The organism is Robertmurraya siralis, assembly GCF_005502275.1.
GTDB lineage: Bacteria > Bacillota > Bacilli > Bacillales > Cytobacillaceae > Robertmurraya > Robertmurraya siralis.
The window spans coordinates 32,815-49,373 of sequence record NZ_SWLZ01000009.1; the positions used below are offsets into that span (position 1 = coordinate 32,815).

The window sequence follows — 16,559 nt, forward strand, 5'->3', positions numbered from 1 at the left end:
AGAGGGGAAATTCCCCATCTCATCTTTCAAAAATGAATTATTTTAATGCATTTAACGCATCAAGTGAAGCTTTAACTTCATCATCTGTCAATGGTGCGAATCCTGTTTCTGCTGCAACAGTTTGAGCATTTTCAACAGCATAGATAGCAAAGTCTAATACTTGTGGCTTTTCTTTTGCCATGTTTACATTCAAGTATGTGAATACTGGACGTGTGAATGGGCTATAAGCAAAGTCTTCACTTTCACCAATTGTATCTAAATTCGGTTCAACAGGACCATTTCCAAAGTCAACTTGTACTGCTTGCAGTTTATCTTTGTTGTTTTCATAATATCCATACCCGAAGAACGCAATAGCATTTTTATCCTTGGAAACAAGATCAACTAAAATTGAATATTCTTGTTGAAGATTTGTGTCCGCATCTAAATCTTGCTCTTCAAGAATTTTTTCCCAGAAGAATTCGTAAGTTCCATGGTTCTCGTTTGGACCCATTTTAGAAATTGGTTCATTTGGAAAATCAGGACGAACGTCAGACCAGTTTTTAATTCCTTCGCTATCCAAGAAAATTTTGATAAGCTCATCTTTTGTTAATTCTTTTGCCCAATCATTTTCTGGATTAATGACGAATGTTAAACCGTCTAAAGCTACCTTAATTTCTTGAACTTCAATTCCTAATTCATCAGCTGTTGCTTGTTCTTCGTCTTTGATTTGACGAGAGGCATCATTGAAATCTGTTCCGCCTTGATCAACTAAGAATTTTTTAAATCCTGCAGAAGTTCCAGCACGGCCTACTTCTACTGAAACGCCTTCTTGTTCGTTTGTCATATAGTTCTCAGCCATTTTTGCCATGAATGGGTAGACAGTACCTGAACCATCGATAACAACGCTACCTTCAAGTCCTTCATCTGCTACTTCTTCAGTTGGAGTTTCATTTCCAGTACTGCTGTTTTCGTTGCCTTCTGTTTCATCAGCATCATCTGAGCCACCACATGCTGTCGCTACAACGATAAATGCTGCTAGGATTAAAAATAAACCTAGTTTTTTAAGACTTTTCATTTCTTTAATTCCCCCTAAGAGTATTGGTGGTTTTGTCCTACGCATATTAGCATAACGTTTGACTGTAAAAAGGGTTTTAATAAATTGTAAAGCTTGTGTAAATATGCAGTAAATGTAAGTAAAAGTCGATTTTTGTGGACACACTATTTGATTAAAGACAATATGTTCCTGGCGCAATTCAAATATAAATGAACATCCCTCCGCTCTCTATTAAAAGACTTATCATTGGTTTCCCCATTTGCCCGACATTATCAAATAAAGCCTCTTCATTTTTGAAATAAAAAAGAGAAGCTGCATCAAAAAGTCGTTTTAACGACCTTTTGACACAGCTTCTTGTGCAACAGTTATTCTTCTTCCGTTTGTTCCTGATCATCATCTGCATTCTCTTGTTCAACAATGGATGTATTGTGAAGCTTCGCTTCTTCTCTCGTTTTCTTTAAGTCAAAATAGGCATCCAAAGCTCTGCGTCCAATAATCGTATTGGCAGAGTGTCCTCCGCTTCTTCCCTGATATGCCCACGGAACGACAACAGAAATGGCCACTTCTGGATTATTATGAGGAGCATAGCCGACAAAGCTCAAATTCATCACTTCTGGTGGCTCAGCATATTTGCTTCTTTCAGGACCATCATAAAAGGCTTGTGCCGTTCCCGTCTTTCCAGCGGGTGAATAGTAAGCATCATGAAATTTTCCATACGCAGTTCCTTCAGGATGCTGGGTAACTTGACGAAATCCTTCATGCACATTTTCCATCCAGCCGTTCTCAAGCTTAATCCGATTGAGAACAGTTGGTTTTATTTCTTCAATTACAGGCCCTAGCTCGTTTGTCTCCATTAATGGCGCACGAATTTCTTTAACGATGCGCGGTTGAATTCGATTTCCCCCATTGGCAATCGTTGACACATATTGTGCCAATTGCATTGGAGTATACGTATCATACTGTCCAATTGATAAAAAGAGCAATAATCCAGGGTCTTTTAAAGGCCCTTTATAGCCAGTTGCTTCATTTGGCAAATCAATGCCTGTCCTTGTTCCAAGTCCAAATTGGGCAAAAGATTCACGAATCGTATCAAAAGCTTCCGTATTGATTGGTAGCGGCTTTTCGTATTGATAACGGCCATCACCAATTTCAATAGCTGTCTTGAACATATAAACATTGGACGAAACTCTTAAAGCACGGATATCATTTGTATTTCCAAAATTCTTCCAAGAACTCATTTCAGGTGTTTGAGCAATTTTCAATGGTGCATCGTAAAATACGGTTCCAGGTCTGATCGCTCCCGTTTGATAACCAGTAAGGATCGTTGCCCCCTTCACCGTTGAGCCAACATTGTAGGAAGTCGTAATCGTTCCTAATGCAAAGTCTTGCATTTCGGTTTTACCTGTTTCCTTGTCTCGAACAAGCTGTTTGCCAGCCATCGTTATAATATCACCAGTATTTGGATCCATCAGAACGACAAATGCCCGATCTAATAATCCTGTTCTTGGTGATTTTTTCGCAGCCCTTAGTTCTTCTTCAATGATTTTTTCAACCTCCAGCTGAAGATCCATATCGATGGTTAGAACAAGGTCCTTTCCTCGTTGACCTTCGGAAATCACCTCGGTTTCAATCACTTTCCCTGCTTTATCGGTAATATTCTTTACTTTCGCCTTTTGACCGTGGAGCACATCCTCATATTGCTTTTCAATATAACTTTTGCCAACTCGGTCGTTTCGGTTATAATCTCTCGCTAAGTAATAATCAAGCTCTTCTTTCGGGATTCCTTCATTTGAGTCCGTTACTTTTCCTAGCACTGTCCTCAATGTATTTCCAAATGCATAAGAACGTTCCCAATCTGTCGTCGTATCAACACCAGGAAGGTATTGCAAATTTTCACTGACAAGAGCAAATTCTTTTTGCGTTACATCTTCATTTTTGACAATCTGCGGTGTCAAAGCATAACCACTACTAAACGCTCGATAAATCGCTAAAATTTCTAAATCATCTTCCGTTAGCTCTTCAAGTTCTTCATCTGTAATCCGTTCAAGCTGAAGGCTGTATACTTTACTATTATATTCTTTAGTTTCAAGCTCTTCTTTTAATGCCTCATGTTCTTCCTCAGATACTTTTTCAGCAGCACGATCAGGATTTTTGATTATCCAATAATCCTTTTTATCCCTCTCTTGCACCTTATCAGGCTTCAATTCGATCAATTGAGCTAGCCTCTCTGCCACTTCAAGCATTTCACTTTGACTTGCTCCAAAATTCGTATAGGTAATTGCATTTTTCGGAGTGTTATCTACAATTACATGACCATTTCGATCGTACATTTTCCCTCTTGGAACCGGATTGTTTACCGTAATATCCTCCGTTCTTTCGATTTCGCGTTTATAGTCATCCCCATACACTATTTGGACGACCCCAAGACGGAGAATCAAAATAGAAAATAGAAAAAAGACAACAAAAAACAACAAATTCAACCGAACTGGAATAATTTTCTTTTTCTTCTTTTTTTTATTTTGAACCATTTTGTCAAACCTACTTCCTAGTTGCTTTATACAATAGTTTAATTGTAATTGAAAGGCCTTGAAATTTCTATTCTTATGCAATAAAAGATTTTTCCTTTTTACACAACTCCATGAAGGAGCATTTTATGTTTTAACAGAATTTGCTTCGGTTTTTATTGAACAGGTAGAAGATCGCGATTCTTCTAACATTTCATCTAAACAAAAGTCCTTTTCCCTGAAACATCCGCACATTGAAACATAATAAAAGGGAGAGGTTAATTGCCCCCTTCCCTTCATTAAGCAAGTTTTATTTTTCGAATAAAAAAATAGATCAATGTGTGTCCTGCTCCAAGCAGCAATAATAGGAGCGGGATCACCTTTTCCGGATCATAAAATGCTATTCCCAGCAGGAATAATAAAATCGAAATGACTCTGCCAGCATTTAAAAATATCTCTTTTACGACAATATATTCTATTCTCATCTCCGCTGCTTTCCAACCACGGCCAATGACATCGTATGTCATCGACATATATGGCACCAGTAGGAGCGGATAGGCGACAGCAATTACTCCAGCATAAATCAGCAGCTTCATATAGGTTGGATCGAAGACAATGATAAAAATGGATAAATATAAAATAATGCCTCCGATTAATATTGCTCTTTTCCTCATTTCTTTTTTTATCATTCTAGAAACGAAGTAATAGGCGACAAAAGCAACTCCCGAATTAATCAACCCAAAGGTTCCTAACGATAGCTCACTGCCAGTAGCAATAAAGACAAACACGGAAATAATGAAAGCAAACGTACCTTCTCTAAAACCTTGAAAGAAATGGGCATGATTGATCAATTGCCAATTTTTGTTCTGTTTTCTTTCTTGCAAGATTCGAATAAAATAATATTTTCCTTTTGCCGGTCTCCTTTTCAGAGAAAAACTTAGAATCACAGCTAAAAAAAACAAGCCTAATGAAATTCCAAATACGATTGAATAACCAATAAACTTTTCCATCTTTGCAATAATAAAACCTGCTGCTATCGGTCCAATCATCCCGCCAACAGAAGACAAAATTCCGAGGAAGCCATTAAAAAAGTCCCTCGTTTCCGGCTCCGTAATTTCAAAGGTAAGTACATTGTAAGCAAGCCAGTAGAACCCGTATCCAACACCTAATAAACCGCCAAGCAGTAATAAATATTTAGAAGCAGCGGTGCCGATAATTAAAACGGTCAAATAAAAGAGAGCTAAAAAAATGACGCCGATCCTTAGCACAATCACTCTGTCAATTTTCTTAGCCCACCTTCCCGCAAGAATAAATGTAATCGGTTGTAATACAACGACAGCCAGATTATACATTCCCAAATCGCGAAATTCACCTGATTGCTTCCATAAATATATATTCACGAATGTATTGGATAGAGCAATGCTGAGGGAATATAATCCGCCAATCATTAGTAATAAAGACAGATCTCTTGTTAGTTCTACATCACCAAGCAGTTTATTTATTTTACTCATTTAATTCTCCCCTTTATATCTAAGGGGTAGTTTCTAACAAAAGGAGCATGATTATACACAATAATCAAGATCAAAAAAAGCAGAGGGAAAATCCCCTGCTTTTTTTGCAGTAGTAATTATTTCGCTGTGCTGTAACGCTTAGCCACTTCATCCCAATTAACTACATTCCAAAAAGCACCGATGTAGTCAGGACGGCGGTTTTGATAATTTAAATAGTAGGCATGCTCCCAAACATCAAGTCCAAGTACAGGTGTTTTGCCTTCCATTAATGGAGAGTCTTGGTTTGGCGTACTTGTTACTTCTAATTCTCCATTATTTACAACTAACCAAGCCCAACCAGAACCGAATCGTGTTGTTGCTGCTTTTGTGAATTCGGCCTTGAAATTATCAAAGCTTCCAAATTTAGCAGTTATTGCATCCGCTAATTCTCCAGTAGGTGCACCTCCACCATTTGGTGAAAGGATGGTCCAGAATAACGAATGGTTAGCATGACCGCCACCGTTATTACGTACTGCTGTGCGTGCAGCTTCCGGTACCGCATCAAGATTTGAAACAACTTCTTCAACCGACTTAGAAAGAAGCTCCTCATTACCTTCCAACGCATTATTTAAATTTGTAACATATGTGTTGTGATGCTTTGTGTGGTGAATGTTCATCGTTTCTTTGTCAATATGCGGTTCAAGTGCATCATAAGCATAAGGTAATTGTGGTAATTCAAAAGCCATTGTTAATTCCTCCCTATGTAATAGAAATGATTTTAGAAATATTCCCTTTTCTATATTAAGAATATTCCTAATGTGTTTAAATTAAGATTACCAAAGTTAGAAATTCCTTTCAAACATAATGACTTAGGTAACATAACTATTATTTCCTATTCAACTGATAGTATTCCACATGCAGGTTCTTTTTTCCTTCTTAAATTCAACACTATTTATCACAAAGTTCGATAATTTGTCAAGAGTCTCTATTTCCTTATATATCAACGTTTTAAGTCATAATCACTGTATTAATAGAGATTTCAGCTTCCTGACGATATTGACAGTATCGATAAATTTTTCTAAAGTGAAGAATATCACAATGTTTTTTATACAATCTGCTTCGACCAAATTGATTTGGCATATTTCAACCTGTTAAAAGGTATTCTTTCGAAATCGAGGTGTCCCTTAAAAAGAAAGAAAGGTCATTTTCATTATACTATTTATGATAACCTTTCTATCGAAAATTTTGAACATAGGAGTGAGATCGTATGAAAGAGTCCACCGTTTCTCTGTATAGCCTCCTCATACAAGAATTTATTGATAAAGAAACCATTCAAAAATATAAAGCTGGAACCATCCTCTTTAATGAAAGAGATTCAGTTGATTATATTTTTATATTACTGCGTGGCAGCGTTGCCCTTGGCCGTGTTCATATGAAAGGAAAAGAATTCATCCTGAAAATTTTATCAGGAGAAGAATTAATTATTGAATATCAACTATTCAAACCACAAGCCAAATATCATTTTTACGCAAAAACTTTTACAGACTGTGAAATGCTTATGATTAAACGTGCCGATTTCGAAGAATTTGTGCATAGCAATCAAAATCTTTTAAATGCCTTATCCTCATGGTTAAGCACCCGTTATTTGAAAGCGCAAATGAAATGCCAGGATCTGATGATGAATGGGAAAAAGGGCGGACTCTATTCCATTCTCATTCGTTTATGCAATAGCTATGGCGTTATGACGGATGAGGGAATACTGATTGATTTACCGCTGACACACCAGGAGCTTGCCAATTTTACTTATGGAACGAGAGAAGTTATACAAAGGATGTTAAAAGAGCTTCGTGAAAAAGATATCATCTCTTATAATCAGCAAAAGCTCATTATTAAAAACATTAATTATTTAAAAGAAAGCGTGGATTGTCAAAACTGTCCGTTTGAAATTTGCGGGATAAATTAACAAAACGGCAACTACCTCGAAACATTGTTCGCACTGAATTTCCTTTCAATTGCTTGATAAGTTTAGAGCCCGAGATATTAAAACCAGCTTGCAAGAAAAACAATACTGGCCCCATAAAAAATTGAGCTAGTATTGTTTTTTACACAATGACAAAGAAATAAATGATCATCAACACTTGAATTAATCCTTTTGTTACAACACTGCTAATAAAACCGATGACAGAACCAAATCCAATCGTTAGCCCCTCTTTAAACCCTTTTTTATTAATCATCCATTCCGCCATGACGGCCCCTAAAAAAGGACCGATAATAATCCCAAGAAAAGGAATAACAAATGGACCGATCAATATTCCAATGGTACTGCCCCAAATTCCAGCTTTTGAACCTCCGTATTTTTTTATTCCCAGCAAATTGGCGACGAAATCAGCGACAAATAATAATAGAATGAATAAACCCTGAATAATCCAAAAAAACCAATTAAATGGTTTAAAACTAAAGAAAAATCCATATAAAAGATATCCTCCAAGAATAAACAAAACACTTGGAACAATCGGATAAATCAATCCAATAAATGAAATGACAAAAAGCGCAATAATAATAATCCAGTACAAAATATCCATTTTATCAATTCCTTTCCATCATTCACATAAATTATAAACGAGATCAGAAAAACTCGCCAAAAAGAGCGAGTTTTTCATAATTTAATGTCTTTCTCCTAACACAGCTTCAGCGATATTTACAGCATGATCGCCGATTCTTTCAAGATTGCTAATTATATCAACAAACACAATACCTGCTTGGGCGCTGCATTCCCCGCCGCTTAAGCGAAGAATATGCTGCTTGCGCAATTTTCTTTCCATCTTGTCAATCTGCTCTTCCTTCTTAATGACGTTTCGTGCCTGTTCTTTATCATTATGATCTAAGGCATTGACTGCTTCCTTAACAGTAGAGATCGTTAATTGGAACATTTCCTCAAGCTCATCCATCGCCGGTTTAGTTATTTTTACTTTATTGGCTAATTGATATTCAACTAATTCAAGCACGTTTTCATAATGATCACCAATTCTTTCAATATCACGAATGGTATCAACTAAAGTAGAATGCTCATTTGATTCTGTTTCTGATAAAGAGCTAGATGATAATGCCACTAAGTATTCCGTTATCTTTCTATCTAAATTGTTTATCGCATCTTCAAGCTGAGCTGCTGTATCTGAGTGTTTTTGCGCTTTCGTTTTCATATAATTATTCGTCTCTGTCAATCCTAGCACAGCAAATTGCCCCATTCTCAGGACCTCTTCTTTCGCTTGTCCCAACGCAATGGAAGGGGACTGCTCTATGAAAACCGGATCTAAATGCTTCGCTTTATACTCAAAGACAGAATCCTCACCTGGAATCAATTTTGTCACAATCACGGCAAGAACCGCAATAAACGGGAATTGAATCAATGTATTCGTTGTATTAAAAATACCATGTGCAAAAGCAATTGTCATTTCCGGATTAAGATGTAGCTTATCTTGCAAAAATTCAATTAGGATTGTAAAAGGAGTGATAAATATCATAAAAATCGTTGCACCGATTAAGTTAAATAACACATGGGTTGCTGCGGCGCGTTTTGCTGCTACAGAAGCTCCAATCGATGCTAGAACAGCTGTTATTGTTGTTCCAATATTATCTCCGAATAATACTGGCAGCGCAGCATTAAGATCAATTAAACCTTCAGCAAATAAGCCTTGCAAAATGCCTATTGTAGCACTAGAACTTTGGACAATCACAGTAAAGACGGTTCCAATTATAACTCCAAGAATTGGATTAGAACTCATGCTTACTGTTAATTCATGAAAGGTCTCTAAACCACTTAACGGTTTCATTCCGCTACTCATCAGCTCAAGTCCAAAGAATAAGGCACCAAAACCGAAAACAATTTGTCCTATACTGTGCACCTTTTTATTTTTAAAGAAAAATAATAATATAGATCCTAGAGCAATAATAGGTAAGGCATATGCGCCAACATCAATGCCAATAATAAAAGCCGTTATGGTCGTTCCAATATTGGCACCCATGATCACTCCAATTGCCTGACGTAAAGTCATAAAGCCAGCACTAACCAAACCAATTGTAATAACGGTCGTTCCACTACTCGATTGTATTAATCCAGTAACAATAATCCCAGCCAGCACTCCCATTAAAGGGTTGGTCGTGAATCGATCTAATATATCTCTAAGCTTGTCCCCAGCAGATTTTTGCAGACCATCGCCCATATACTTTATGCCAAACAAGAAAATCCCTAGTCCACCAAGAAACTCAAATATCATCTGTTGAACATCAAACTCCAAACTCTTCAACCCCTATTACATGAAATAAAGAAAAAGTAATAAAAAAGTTCTCGCATCAATCTCATAAAAATACGCTTCAGAGTAAGAACGAACTCGATTCACTTTCCAAATTTTATCTCTGTCATCAGTATTTGAACCGCTTAAGTGCTCGTTAATGAGTATATTTACAAAACCGACTCTCCTATTATGCGTTATCGTTTGTAACAATGTAAATAATTTATGATGTAAATTTACAATCCCTTAATAAATCAACGTTATATTACAAACAAATTACAAACAATAATTATTATAATATTATTCAAAAGGGAATATTACGTATTTTTGGCGATTTTTAGCTCATTTCGTGTGAAACCAAATTTCGAACGAAATGAGCTAAAAATCGTTTTATCAAAGCTATAAGGAAAGAAAAAGGTTCTCTTTACATTAGTGGATACTTAAAAGAGCGCTTGACTGATAAATCATGAGAACTTCTCCTCCCCTTTCAGACATCAGAGCCTTATTAGCAGTTGTTAATATCGTTTATACAAAAAAGCTTATACGAATATCTTGTATTGGGGTTTAGCACAGGCTAAAATGAATAAAGAATAACTAAAAGGTGGTTTCACATGAATATTTTTAAGCAGCTCATCTTGAGCATATACTCTCCAAAAAGCATTGCATCATGGCGACACCAAGGAATAGGCAAAACGATTTTATTTGTCTTTTTGCTCGTCCTTATTTCCATTATTCCTACTTCTATACAGATTAGTACGGATATTGTGAATGGATTTAATGTCATGCAACAATCGATCGATAAGGACATACCAGATTTCACCATTGCAGATGGTGAATTAATTTCTGATCATGACGCTCCTGTCAAAATTGAACATCCAGATTTGACCGTTATTTTCGACTCAACTGGAGAAATTGAATTAAATGATTTAGATCTTTCCATTAATTCCATTGCTCTTTTAAAAAATGACTTTGCCATTATCATCCCAGGCAGTGCTAATGATCATTTTTCTTATTCATCAATGGACATCGCTTTAACAAAGAGTGATATAGCCAGTTTTGTCAATTCCCTGGACTCTCTTTTAGCTATTGCCATCCCCATTTTAATCATCTTTATTTATCTCTTTGCAAGCGCGATGAAATTTATTGGAATTTCCGTTTTGGCCCTAATCGGAGTCATGATTTATAGAAAAGGCGAGGAACTAAAGTATCGTCATATATGGCGAATGGCTGCCTATAGTATTGTTCTGCCTACAGTATTTTTCATGATTATGGATATCTTCCGTACAGTTGTTCCATATGGCTTTTGGTTAAATTGGCTCGTCTCTGTACTTGTATTGTTCCTAGCATTAAAAGAAGTTCCTTCTGCAAAAGAAGCAGAACTATAAATGCGTTTTTGATTATCAGCAAAAGACAGCGAGATGACTCTCACTGTCTTTTGTCATTTTAGAGAGTTCATAAAAATCGAAACAGTCTCTTTATACGCTTCCTCAAACGACATACAGGGCAGGGCACCGCGCACTCTTCTTCTATAAGCGAAACTTTAAAATTCATTCCCTTATCCTTGCAAAAACATCATTGAAAACTCAATGTGCAATTAACAGTTTTCTTAACTGCACATCTTCATCCTAAAAAAGAAAGGTTAGAATGACGGGATGGAACATGAATCCTGTTTCAATAGTTCTTCCACAGACAAATAAACTTCAAATAATAATGCCAAATACCTGTTACTTCCATTTTTGTACTATTATAAATTGGACGAGCATATATATGGAAAAAACCCGATAAAGGAGTTAGACCAATGAAACGCCTATTCATCCTACTTTTAATCGTCGCAACTATTTTTTCCATTTACTATGACTTGAGTAAAGGAACACTCCCTATGGCAATTGAAACAAATACGAGTGCTCAAAGTGAAATGCCTACAAATTGGCAATCCAGTATCAGTTACTTTGATAAAGAAGTGCAAAGCGGGGAAACAGTCCTGTCCATTATCGAAAAACAATTAAATGGTCCAATCCCTGTTCCGATAGATGAAATAACAAAGGATTTTCGCATCCTCAATAATGGAACTGAAGCGAATAAAATACAAATTGGTAAAATTTACAAATTTCCAGATTATAGTAAAATACATGAATAATCCATTTAAACCAGTAAGTTTCTTGTCAAGGTAAACCCTTCACTGATACAATTAACTCATATTAGCATTATAATGATAGATGAATCAACTTCGTATTGTCCTACTTAACGGATTTGATTCAGGTGCTTATTTCTTTTAAAAAAAGGAGAGAATCACTTTTGAGTGAAATTATACATCGTACAAAAACCCGTCCTGTCAAAGTTGGTAATTTAACAATTGGAGGCAATAATGAACTTGTCATCCAAAGTATGACAACAACCAAAACGCATGATGTGGATGCTACTGTAGAACAAATCAATCGATTAGAGGAAGCTGGTTGTCAAATTGTCAGGGTTGCATGTCCAGATGAGCGGGCCGCTGATGCCATCGCTGAAATTAAGAAAAGAATTAATATCCCTTTAGTAGTCGATATACATTTTGACTACAAGCTGGCTCTTAAAGCAATCGAAGGAGGAGCCGACAAAATCCGCATTAACCCAGGCAATATTGGTAAGAGAGAAAAAGTAGAAGCTGTTGTGAAAGCCGCTAAAGCAAAAGGAATTCCTATTCGCATTGGAGTTAATGCTGGTTCCCTTGAAAAACGCATAATTGAAAAATATGGTTATCCGACTGCTGATGGCATGGTGGAAAGCGCCCTTCATCATATTAAAATTTTAGAAGATCTCGATTTCCATGATATTATCGTTTCCATGAAAGCGTCTGATGTAAATTTAGCGATCGAGGCATATGAAAAAGCGGCAAAAGCCTTTGATTACCCATTACATTTAGGAATAACAGAATCCGGAACATTATTCGCCGGCACAGTAAAGAGTGCTGCTGGCTTAGGTGCAATCCTCAGCAAAGGAATTGGAAATACATTACGGATTTCTTTAAGTGCCGATCCTGTTGAAGAAGTTAAAGTGGCTAGAGAGCTTCTCAAATCATTTGGACTATCTTCAAATGCAGCAACTTTAATTTCCTGTCCGACATGCGGTCGAATCGAAATCGATCTAATAAGCATCGCAAATGAAGTTGAAGAATATATTTCAACGATTAAAGCCCCTATAAAAGTAGCGGTGCTTGGTTGTGCGGTAAATGGTCCAGGTGAGGCCCGGGAAGCAGATATTGGTATTGCAGGTGCCCGTGGCGAAGGACTCCTCTTCCGCAAAGGAAAAATTGTTCGTAAAGTTCCCGAGGAAACAATGGTTGAGGAATTGAAAAAAGAAATTGATCAAATTGCGGCCGAATATTTTGCTAAAAAAGAAGCAGAAGCAAAAGTGGAAACTGTTCAATAATAAAAATACGAGGCTTGGCTGTATGCCAAGCCTCGTATTTTTTATAGCTTTCAAGTGCTCCTAGCTTGAAAAGCTTAAAAAAACGGAAGAATAAACATCCCTAAAATAATAGATACAGCCCCGATCCCAATCGCCCAGCTACCGAGACTTTGTGCTCCTCTGCGACGTGCAATAAATCCAAGCACGATGCCTACTGCCCCAAACAAAATCGGAGAAACAAATAAAGATAAGATCGAGAGGATGATCGCGGCAAAGCCCAGTCCTGTTCCCCCCGCACCTGCATCCGCATCCCGCTCTTCCTTATTTTCTCTGTCAAAAGTTACTGGAGCAGCCATTTCAGCTGAGGTTTCCTCTAAATAATCTGCAGTCTTTGTTTGTTCATACGATTCTAATCCCCAGTCATCCTTTCGCAAATTAGTGACGGGGACCTTGCGTTCTTGATCTGCCATATTTAAAATCCCTCGCTTTCTTTATAGGAGCATTTATATTATTTTTCAGAGCGAGTCATTTTAAAAGTGTTAAAGTCTGTCAAAGAAGGATGTAAAATTGCGCTACATAATTTCAGCTGAAATTGTTAAAATGATGATGTGAGCATTGACAAAGGAGAGCGAAGATGAAGAAAAGATTAGGCATCGATATAGATGGGACCGTTACTCGTCCAGAGACGATCCTCCCGTATATGAACAAAGATTTTGGTTTATCATTATCGTTAGAAGACATAGTCGATTACGATCTATCTCTTTTAGTTGACATCCCAGCCTCAGAATTTGCACAATGGTGGCTCAATATTGAAGCAAAAGTATATGAAGAATCACCTTTAGCGGAGCATGTAAAAGACGTTTTGCTCGAATGGGAAAAGTTGCATGAGCTCTATTTTATTAGTGCCCGCAGTACCCATTTATTAGCGATTACCGAGAATTGGTTTAAAAAAGAGGGTTTACCCTTTCATCATATTGAGTTAACCGGTTCGCATAATAAGGTCGAATTGATTAAAAATTACCAGCTTGATTTGTTTATTGAAGACAAACATGATAATGCAGTGATTGTTCATCAAGAATGCAAAATCCCTGTTCTTCTCTTCGACACCCCGTACAATCAACAACCACTCCCCCAAGGTGTCATTAGAATTTATCATTGGTTTGAAGCAAAAGCATGGGTAAAGAGATGGGTCCAGCAAGGGTAAAAAAAGCATAGAGCCTACGAATAAGACTCTATGCATTGCATTCAGGACAGCGTCCATAAATTTCAAATTTGTGACCTGATATATCAAATCCTTGTAAATTTTCACTTAAACTTTGCATTGGACACGTTTCAATTTCTTTCGTTTTGCCACAATCCAAGCAAATAAAATGATGGTGATGAGTCTGGTGAGAGCAAGTAAACCGAAAATGCTTTTCACCTGATAATTCTGTCATTTCAAAGATCCCTAATTCAACAAACATTGAAAGATTGCGGTATATTGTATCAAAACTCAGGCCAGGATAATCATCCTTCATTTGATCAAGAACATCCTTTGCCGTTAAGTATTTTTCGCTATTTGAAAACAATTCGAGCATCTCTTCCCGTTTGCCAGTATGCTTGTACCCTTTTTCTTTCAATAATTGCAACGCTTCACTTACATTCATGATTTCACCCCATTATTAACAGGTCTAGATGAGCTTATTTTCTTTAAGCCGATCGTGACAACTAATATTACTACTGCGATCATAACAATAGTTCCACCCGGTGCCAAGTCTAAATAATAAGAAATAAGTAATCCACCCAAAACAGATGTTTCGCCAAATAATACGGAATAAAAGATCGTTTCTTTAAATCCCTTTGCAATCCGGATGCTTGCCGCAACTGGCAGGGTCATTAAAGAAGAAACTAAAAGAATCCCAACGATCCTCATTGATGCAGCAATTACGAGGGCAACCATAATAATAAAAATGAAATGAATGCTTTTAACAGCGATGCCAGACGCTTTCGCATGCTCTTCATCAAATGATAATAAAAACAGTTCCTTATACAACAGTATAATTGCAATAATCACAAATGCGCTAATGAATAAGATTGTATATAAGTCAGCCCTGCTTACAGCACTTACACTTCCAAACAAATAACCAAATAGATCCGTATTAAACCCGTCTGCTAAAGAAATGAAGATTGCGCCTAAGCCAATTCCTCCTGAAAGGATGATCGGTATCGCCAGCTCTTGATAATGTTTATAAACGGTTCGCAGCTTTTCGATAAATAATGAACCCGTAACAGAAAACGCCATCCCCATATACAGTGGATTCAGACCACTCATCACTAAGAATTTTTTTTCAAGGAGCAGACTTGCCGCGATTCCAGCTAATGTCACATGACTCAATGCATCCGCAATGAGCGATAAGCGTCTAACCACGATAAAAACCCCTAGCAATGGTGCAATTACGCCAATAATCATCCCCGTCAGAAAGGCATTTTGTAAAAATTCAAATTGAAAAATATCCTTGATCATTTTCAAACTCCTTCATGATGATGTTCATGGGAGAGCAAATGAACATCATGACCATAAATCTGCGACATGTCATTAATTTGCAGCTGTTCAAATTCCTCGGATTTCCCATGGAAATGTAAAAATTTATTTAAACAAGCTACATGCGAGACTTTATCAGATATGGTACCAATATCATGGGTAACCAACAGCAGTGTAATTCCTCGCTCTTTATTTAAGTGTGCGAGCATTTCATAAAAGGATTGAACATTTTGTGCATCTACGCCGACCGTAGGTTCATCAAGAATCAGCAGTTTCGGTTCACTTACTAATGCTCTGGCAATAAAAACCCTTTGCTGCTGACCACCTGATAGCTGTCCAATATTCCGATTCCGATACTCGTTTAACCCAACCGAGTCTATCGCTGCCTTAATCTTCCGATGGTCCTCAGCCCGCAAAAATTTAAACATTCCGATCTTTTTGGTTAATCCGCTACTAACGACCTCATAAACAGTCGCAGGAAATCCGCTATTAAATGAATTCGCTTTTTGCGAGACGAATCCTATTTGCTGCCAGTCTTTAAAACGGTGAATGTCCTCACCAAAAAGGCGAATACTTCCTCTTTGTAGCTTCAAAAGACCAAGAATTAATTTTAATAATGTAGATTTTCCAGATCCATTCGGTCCAACTACAGCTAAAAAAGCTCCCATAGGGATCGTTAGTTGTATATTCTCTAAAACATTTTCCTTTTCATAATGAAAGGACAAATCGTCTATTTCGATAATTGGTTGCGTGGCATTCATCATATCACCTATTTTTTGAAATTAGCCATGTATGAAAATGTTGTTGGTTCCCAATCAAGTCAAGGTTGAAGGAAAGCCATTCAACAGCCTGATTCACAGCTTCGAATTTAAAAAAGAATCATTTCGATTTAGAAGTATACAGGATCAAATCTTTATTGTAAAGCTTTATGCAGTCCGTCACAACTAAATGACCATGCTCATAAAGTAAAGAAGAAGGGGTGTGGGACATTTGAAAATCTTCCAGAAAATTATTAATCATAAAATCAATTCCATTACAGGAAGAGAGTTGCTTAAATACGGTAAGCAATTTCAAATAAGCATTACAAATGAACAGGCTGAACAAATCGCCGCCCATTTAAGAGGGAAAAATGTTAATATTTTTAATGATGGAGAAAGGAAAAACCTCATAAATGAACTTGCCAACATTGTCGGTAACGAAAAAGCAAACGAGATAAATCGTCTTTTTGTTAGTTTTACAAAATAACACAAAAAGAAATCCACTTCAGAAGAAGCGGATTCAGAGTGTAGACAAAGTCAAAAATAAATAAAATCAGTTCCCTTCAGGCTGATT

General features: G+C 36.9%; 16 protein-coding genes. 6 read left to right on the forward strand and 10 right to left on the reverse strand.

The genetic code is table 11. The features are described 5' to 3' along the window. Positions 1-37 precede the first annotated feature (37 nt). The 4 genes from FCJ93_RS12565 to sodA form a co-directional block, all read right to left on the reverse strand. Positions 38-1,054 carry a PstS family phosphate ABC transporter substrate-binding protein gene (locus FCJ93_RS12565; protein ID WP_095306826.1) on the reverse strand — a complete coding sequence of 339 codons (1,017 nt, stop codon included), beginning with the start codon at positions 1,052-1,054 and terminating at the stop codon, positions 38-40. 344 nt (positions 1,055-1,398) lie between these two features. Next, positions 1,399-3,561 carry a peptidoglycan D,D-transpeptidase FtsI family protein gene (locus FCJ93_RS12570; protein ID WP_095306828.1) on the reverse strand — a complete coding sequence of 721 codons (2,163 nt, stop codon included), beginning with the start codon at positions 3,559-3,561 and terminating at the stop codon, positions 1,399-1,401. 275 nt (positions 3,562-3,836) lie between these two features. Further along, entirely contained in the window at positions 3,837-5,048 is a 1,212-nt protein-coding gene (locus FCJ93_RS12575; RefSeq protein ID WP_095306829.1) for an MFS transporter, read from the reverse strand. A 116-nt stretch (positions 5,049-5,164) separates the two neighbouring features. Beyond that, the gene (sodA, locus tag FCJ93_RS12580; RefSeq protein WP_137743843.1) at positions 5,165-5,773 is read right to left on the reverse strand and encodes a superoxide dismutase SodA; all 609 of its coding nucleotides are present in this window, start codon (positions 5,771-5,773) and stop codon (positions 5,165-5,167) included. A 521-nt stretch (positions 5,774-6,294) separates the two neighbouring features. Here sodA and FCJ93_RS12585 point away from each other — a divergent pair. Continuing rightward, on the forward strand, positions 6,295-6,990 hold the full coding sequence (locus FCJ93_RS12585) for a Crp/Fnr family transcriptional regulator (protein ID WP_095306831.1): 696 nt from the start codon (positions 6,295-6,297) through the stop codon (positions 6,988-6,990). Between the two features lie 139 nt (positions 6,991-7,129). Here FCJ93_RS12585 and FCJ93_RS12590 read toward each other — a convergent pair whose 3' ends face one another. Both FCJ93_RS12590 and FCJ93_RS12595 read right to left on the reverse strand, forming a co-directional pair. Next, a complete protein-coding gene (locus FCJ93_RS12590) occupies positions 7,130-7,609 on the reverse strand; it encodes a DUF456 domain-containing protein (RefSeq protein WP_137743844.1) in 480 nt (159 codons plus the stop codon). 81 nt (positions 7,610-7,690) lie between these two features. After that, the gene (locus tag FCJ93_RS12595) at positions 7,691-9,322 is read right to left on the reverse strand and encodes a Na/Pi cotransporter family protein (RefSeq protein WP_211344116.1); all 1,632 of its coding nucleotides are present in this window, start codon (positions 9,320-9,322) and stop codon (positions 7,691-7,693) included. A 605-nt stretch (positions 9,323-9,927) separates the two neighbouring features. Between FCJ93_RS12595 and FCJ93_RS12600 the strand changes: the two genes are divergently transcribed. The 3 genes from FCJ93_RS12600 (at position 9,928) to ispG (ending at position 12,727) form a co-directional block, all read left to right on the forward strand. Then, positions 9,928-10,701: a DUF1189 domain-containing protein gene (locus tag FCJ93_RS12600; RefSeq protein ID WP_095306833.1), complete on the forward strand. Its 774-nt coding sequence runs from the start codon at positions 9,928-9,930 to the stop codon at positions 10,699-10,701. Between the two features lie 413 nt (positions 10,702-11,114). Beyond that, positions 11,115-11,453 carry a hypothetical protein gene (locus FCJ93_RS12605; protein ID WP_137743845.1) on the forward strand — a complete coding sequence of 113 codons (339 nt, stop codon included), beginning with the start codon at positions 11,115-11,117 and terminating at the stop codon, positions 11,451-11,453. A gap of 167 nt (positions 11,454-11,620) precedes the next feature. Continuing rightward, positions 11,621-12,727, forward strand: a complete 1,107-nt coding sequence (gene ispG / locus FCJ93_RS12610) for a flavodoxin-dependent (E)-4-hydroxy-3-methylbut-2-enyl-diphosphate synthase (protein ID WP_213085522.1) — start codon at positions 11,621-11,623, stop codon at positions 12,725-12,727. A 74-nt stretch (positions 12,728-12,801) separates the two neighbouring features. Here ispG and FCJ93_RS12615 read toward each other — a convergent pair whose 3' ends face one another. After that, a complete protein-coding gene (locus FCJ93_RS12615) occupies positions 12,802-13,176 on the reverse strand; it encodes a DUF4190 domain-containing protein (protein ID WP_137743847.1) in 375 nt (124 codons plus the stop codon). 164 nt (positions 13,177-13,340) lie between these two features. Between FCJ93_RS12615 and FCJ93_RS12620 the strand changes: the two genes are divergently transcribed. Continuing rightward, on the forward strand, positions 13,341-13,910 hold the full coding sequence (locus FCJ93_RS12620) for a hypothetical protein (protein WP_137743848.1): 570 nt from the start codon (positions 13,341-13,343) through the stop codon (positions 13,908-13,910). 28 nt (positions 13,911-13,938) lie between these two features. Here FCJ93_RS12620 and FCJ93_RS12625 read toward each other — a convergent pair whose 3' ends face one another. Genes FCJ93_RS12625 through FCJ93_RS12635 form a run of 3 tightly spaced genes read right to left on the reverse strand, consistent with a single transcriptional unit; the run spans position 13,939 to position 15,988 of the window. Beyond that, positions 13,939-14,352, reverse strand: coding sequence for a Fur family transcriptional regulator (locus tag FCJ93_RS12625; protein WP_095306838.1), 414 nt, complete (start codon positions 14,350-14,352; stop codon positions 13,939-13,941). Further along, complete coding sequence (locus FCJ93_RS12630) at positions 14,349-15,209, reverse strand: metal ABC transporter permease (RefSeq protein WP_095306839.1); 861 nt, start codon at positions 15,207-15,209, stop codon at positions 14,349-14,351. Before FCJ93_RS12630 ends, FCJ93_RS12625 begins: the two co-directional genes overlap by 4 nt. A gap of 2 nt (positions 15,210-15,211) precedes the next feature. Then, positions 15,212-15,988 carry a metal ABC transporter ATP-binding protein gene (locus FCJ93_RS12635; RefSeq protein WP_137743849.1) on the reverse strand — a complete coding sequence of 259 codons (777 nt, stop codon included), beginning with the start codon at positions 15,986-15,988 and terminating at the stop codon, positions 15,212-15,214. 220 nt (positions 15,989-16,208) lie between these two features. Between FCJ93_RS12635 and FCJ93_RS12640 the strand changes: the two genes are divergently transcribed. Further along, the gene (locus FCJ93_RS12640) at positions 16,209-16,472 is read left to right on the forward strand and encodes a DUF2624 domain-containing protein (RefSeq protein WP_408014797.1); all 264 of its coding nucleotides are present in this window, start codon (positions 16,209-16,211) and stop codon (positions 16,470-16,472) included. The last annotated feature ends 87 nt before the right edge of the window (positions 16,473-16,559 follow it).

Bases quoted from the DNA above. Each gene is read 5' to 3' on its own strand.
- FCJ93_RS12600 (WP_095306833.1), top strand. From the start codon at position 9,928: ATGAATATTTTTAAGCAGCTCATCTTGAGCATATACTCTCCAAAAAGC.
- FCJ93_RS12630 (WP_095306839.1), bottom strand. From the start codon at position 15,209: ATGATCAAGGATATTTTTCAATTTGAATTTTTACAAAATGCCTTTCTG.
- FCJ93_RS12565 (WP_095306826.1), bottom strand. From the start codon at position 1,054: ATGAAAAGTCTTAAAAAACTAGGTTTATTTTTAATCCTAGCAGCATTT.
- FCJ93_RS12615 (WP_137743847.1), bottom strand. From the start codon at position 13,176: ATGGCAGATCAAGAACGCAAGGTCCCCGTCACTAATTTGCGAAAGGAT.
- FCJ93_RS12590 (WP_137743844.1), bottom strand. From the start codon at position 7,609: ATGGATATTTTGTACTGGATTATTATTATTGCGCTTTTTGTCATTTCA.
- FCJ93_RS12570 (WP_095306828.1), bottom strand. From the start codon at position 3,561: ATGGTTCAAAATAAAAAAAAGAAGAAAAAGAAAATTATTCCAGTTCGG.
- FCJ93_RS12575 (WP_095306829.1), bottom strand. From the start codon at position 5,048: ATGAGTAAAATAAATAAACTGCTTGGTGATGTAGAACTAACAAGAGAT.
- sodA (WP_137743843.1), bottom strand. From the start codon at position 5,773: ATGGCTTTTGAATTACCACAATTACCTTATGCTTATGATGCACTTGAA.
- FCJ93_RS12605 (WP_137743845.1), top strand. From the start codon at position 11,115: ATGAAACGCCTATTCATCCTACTTTTAATCGTCGCAACTATTTTTTCC.
- FCJ93_RS12620 (WP_137743848.1), top strand. From the start codon at position 13,341: ATGAAGAAAAGATTAGGCATCGATATAGATGGGACCGTTACTCGTCCA.
- FCJ93_RS12635 (WP_137743849.1), bottom strand. From the start codon at position 15,988: ATGAATGCCACGCAACCAATTATCGAAATAGACGATTTGTCCTTTCAT.
- FCJ93_RS12625 (WP_095306838.1), bottom strand. From the start codon at position 14,352: ATGAATGTAAGTGAAGCGTTGCAATTATTGAAAGAAAAAGGGTACAAG.
- FCJ93_RS12585 (WP_095306831.1), top strand. From the start codon at position 6,295: ATGAAAGAGTCCACCGTTTCTCTGTATAGCCTCCTCATACAAGAATTT.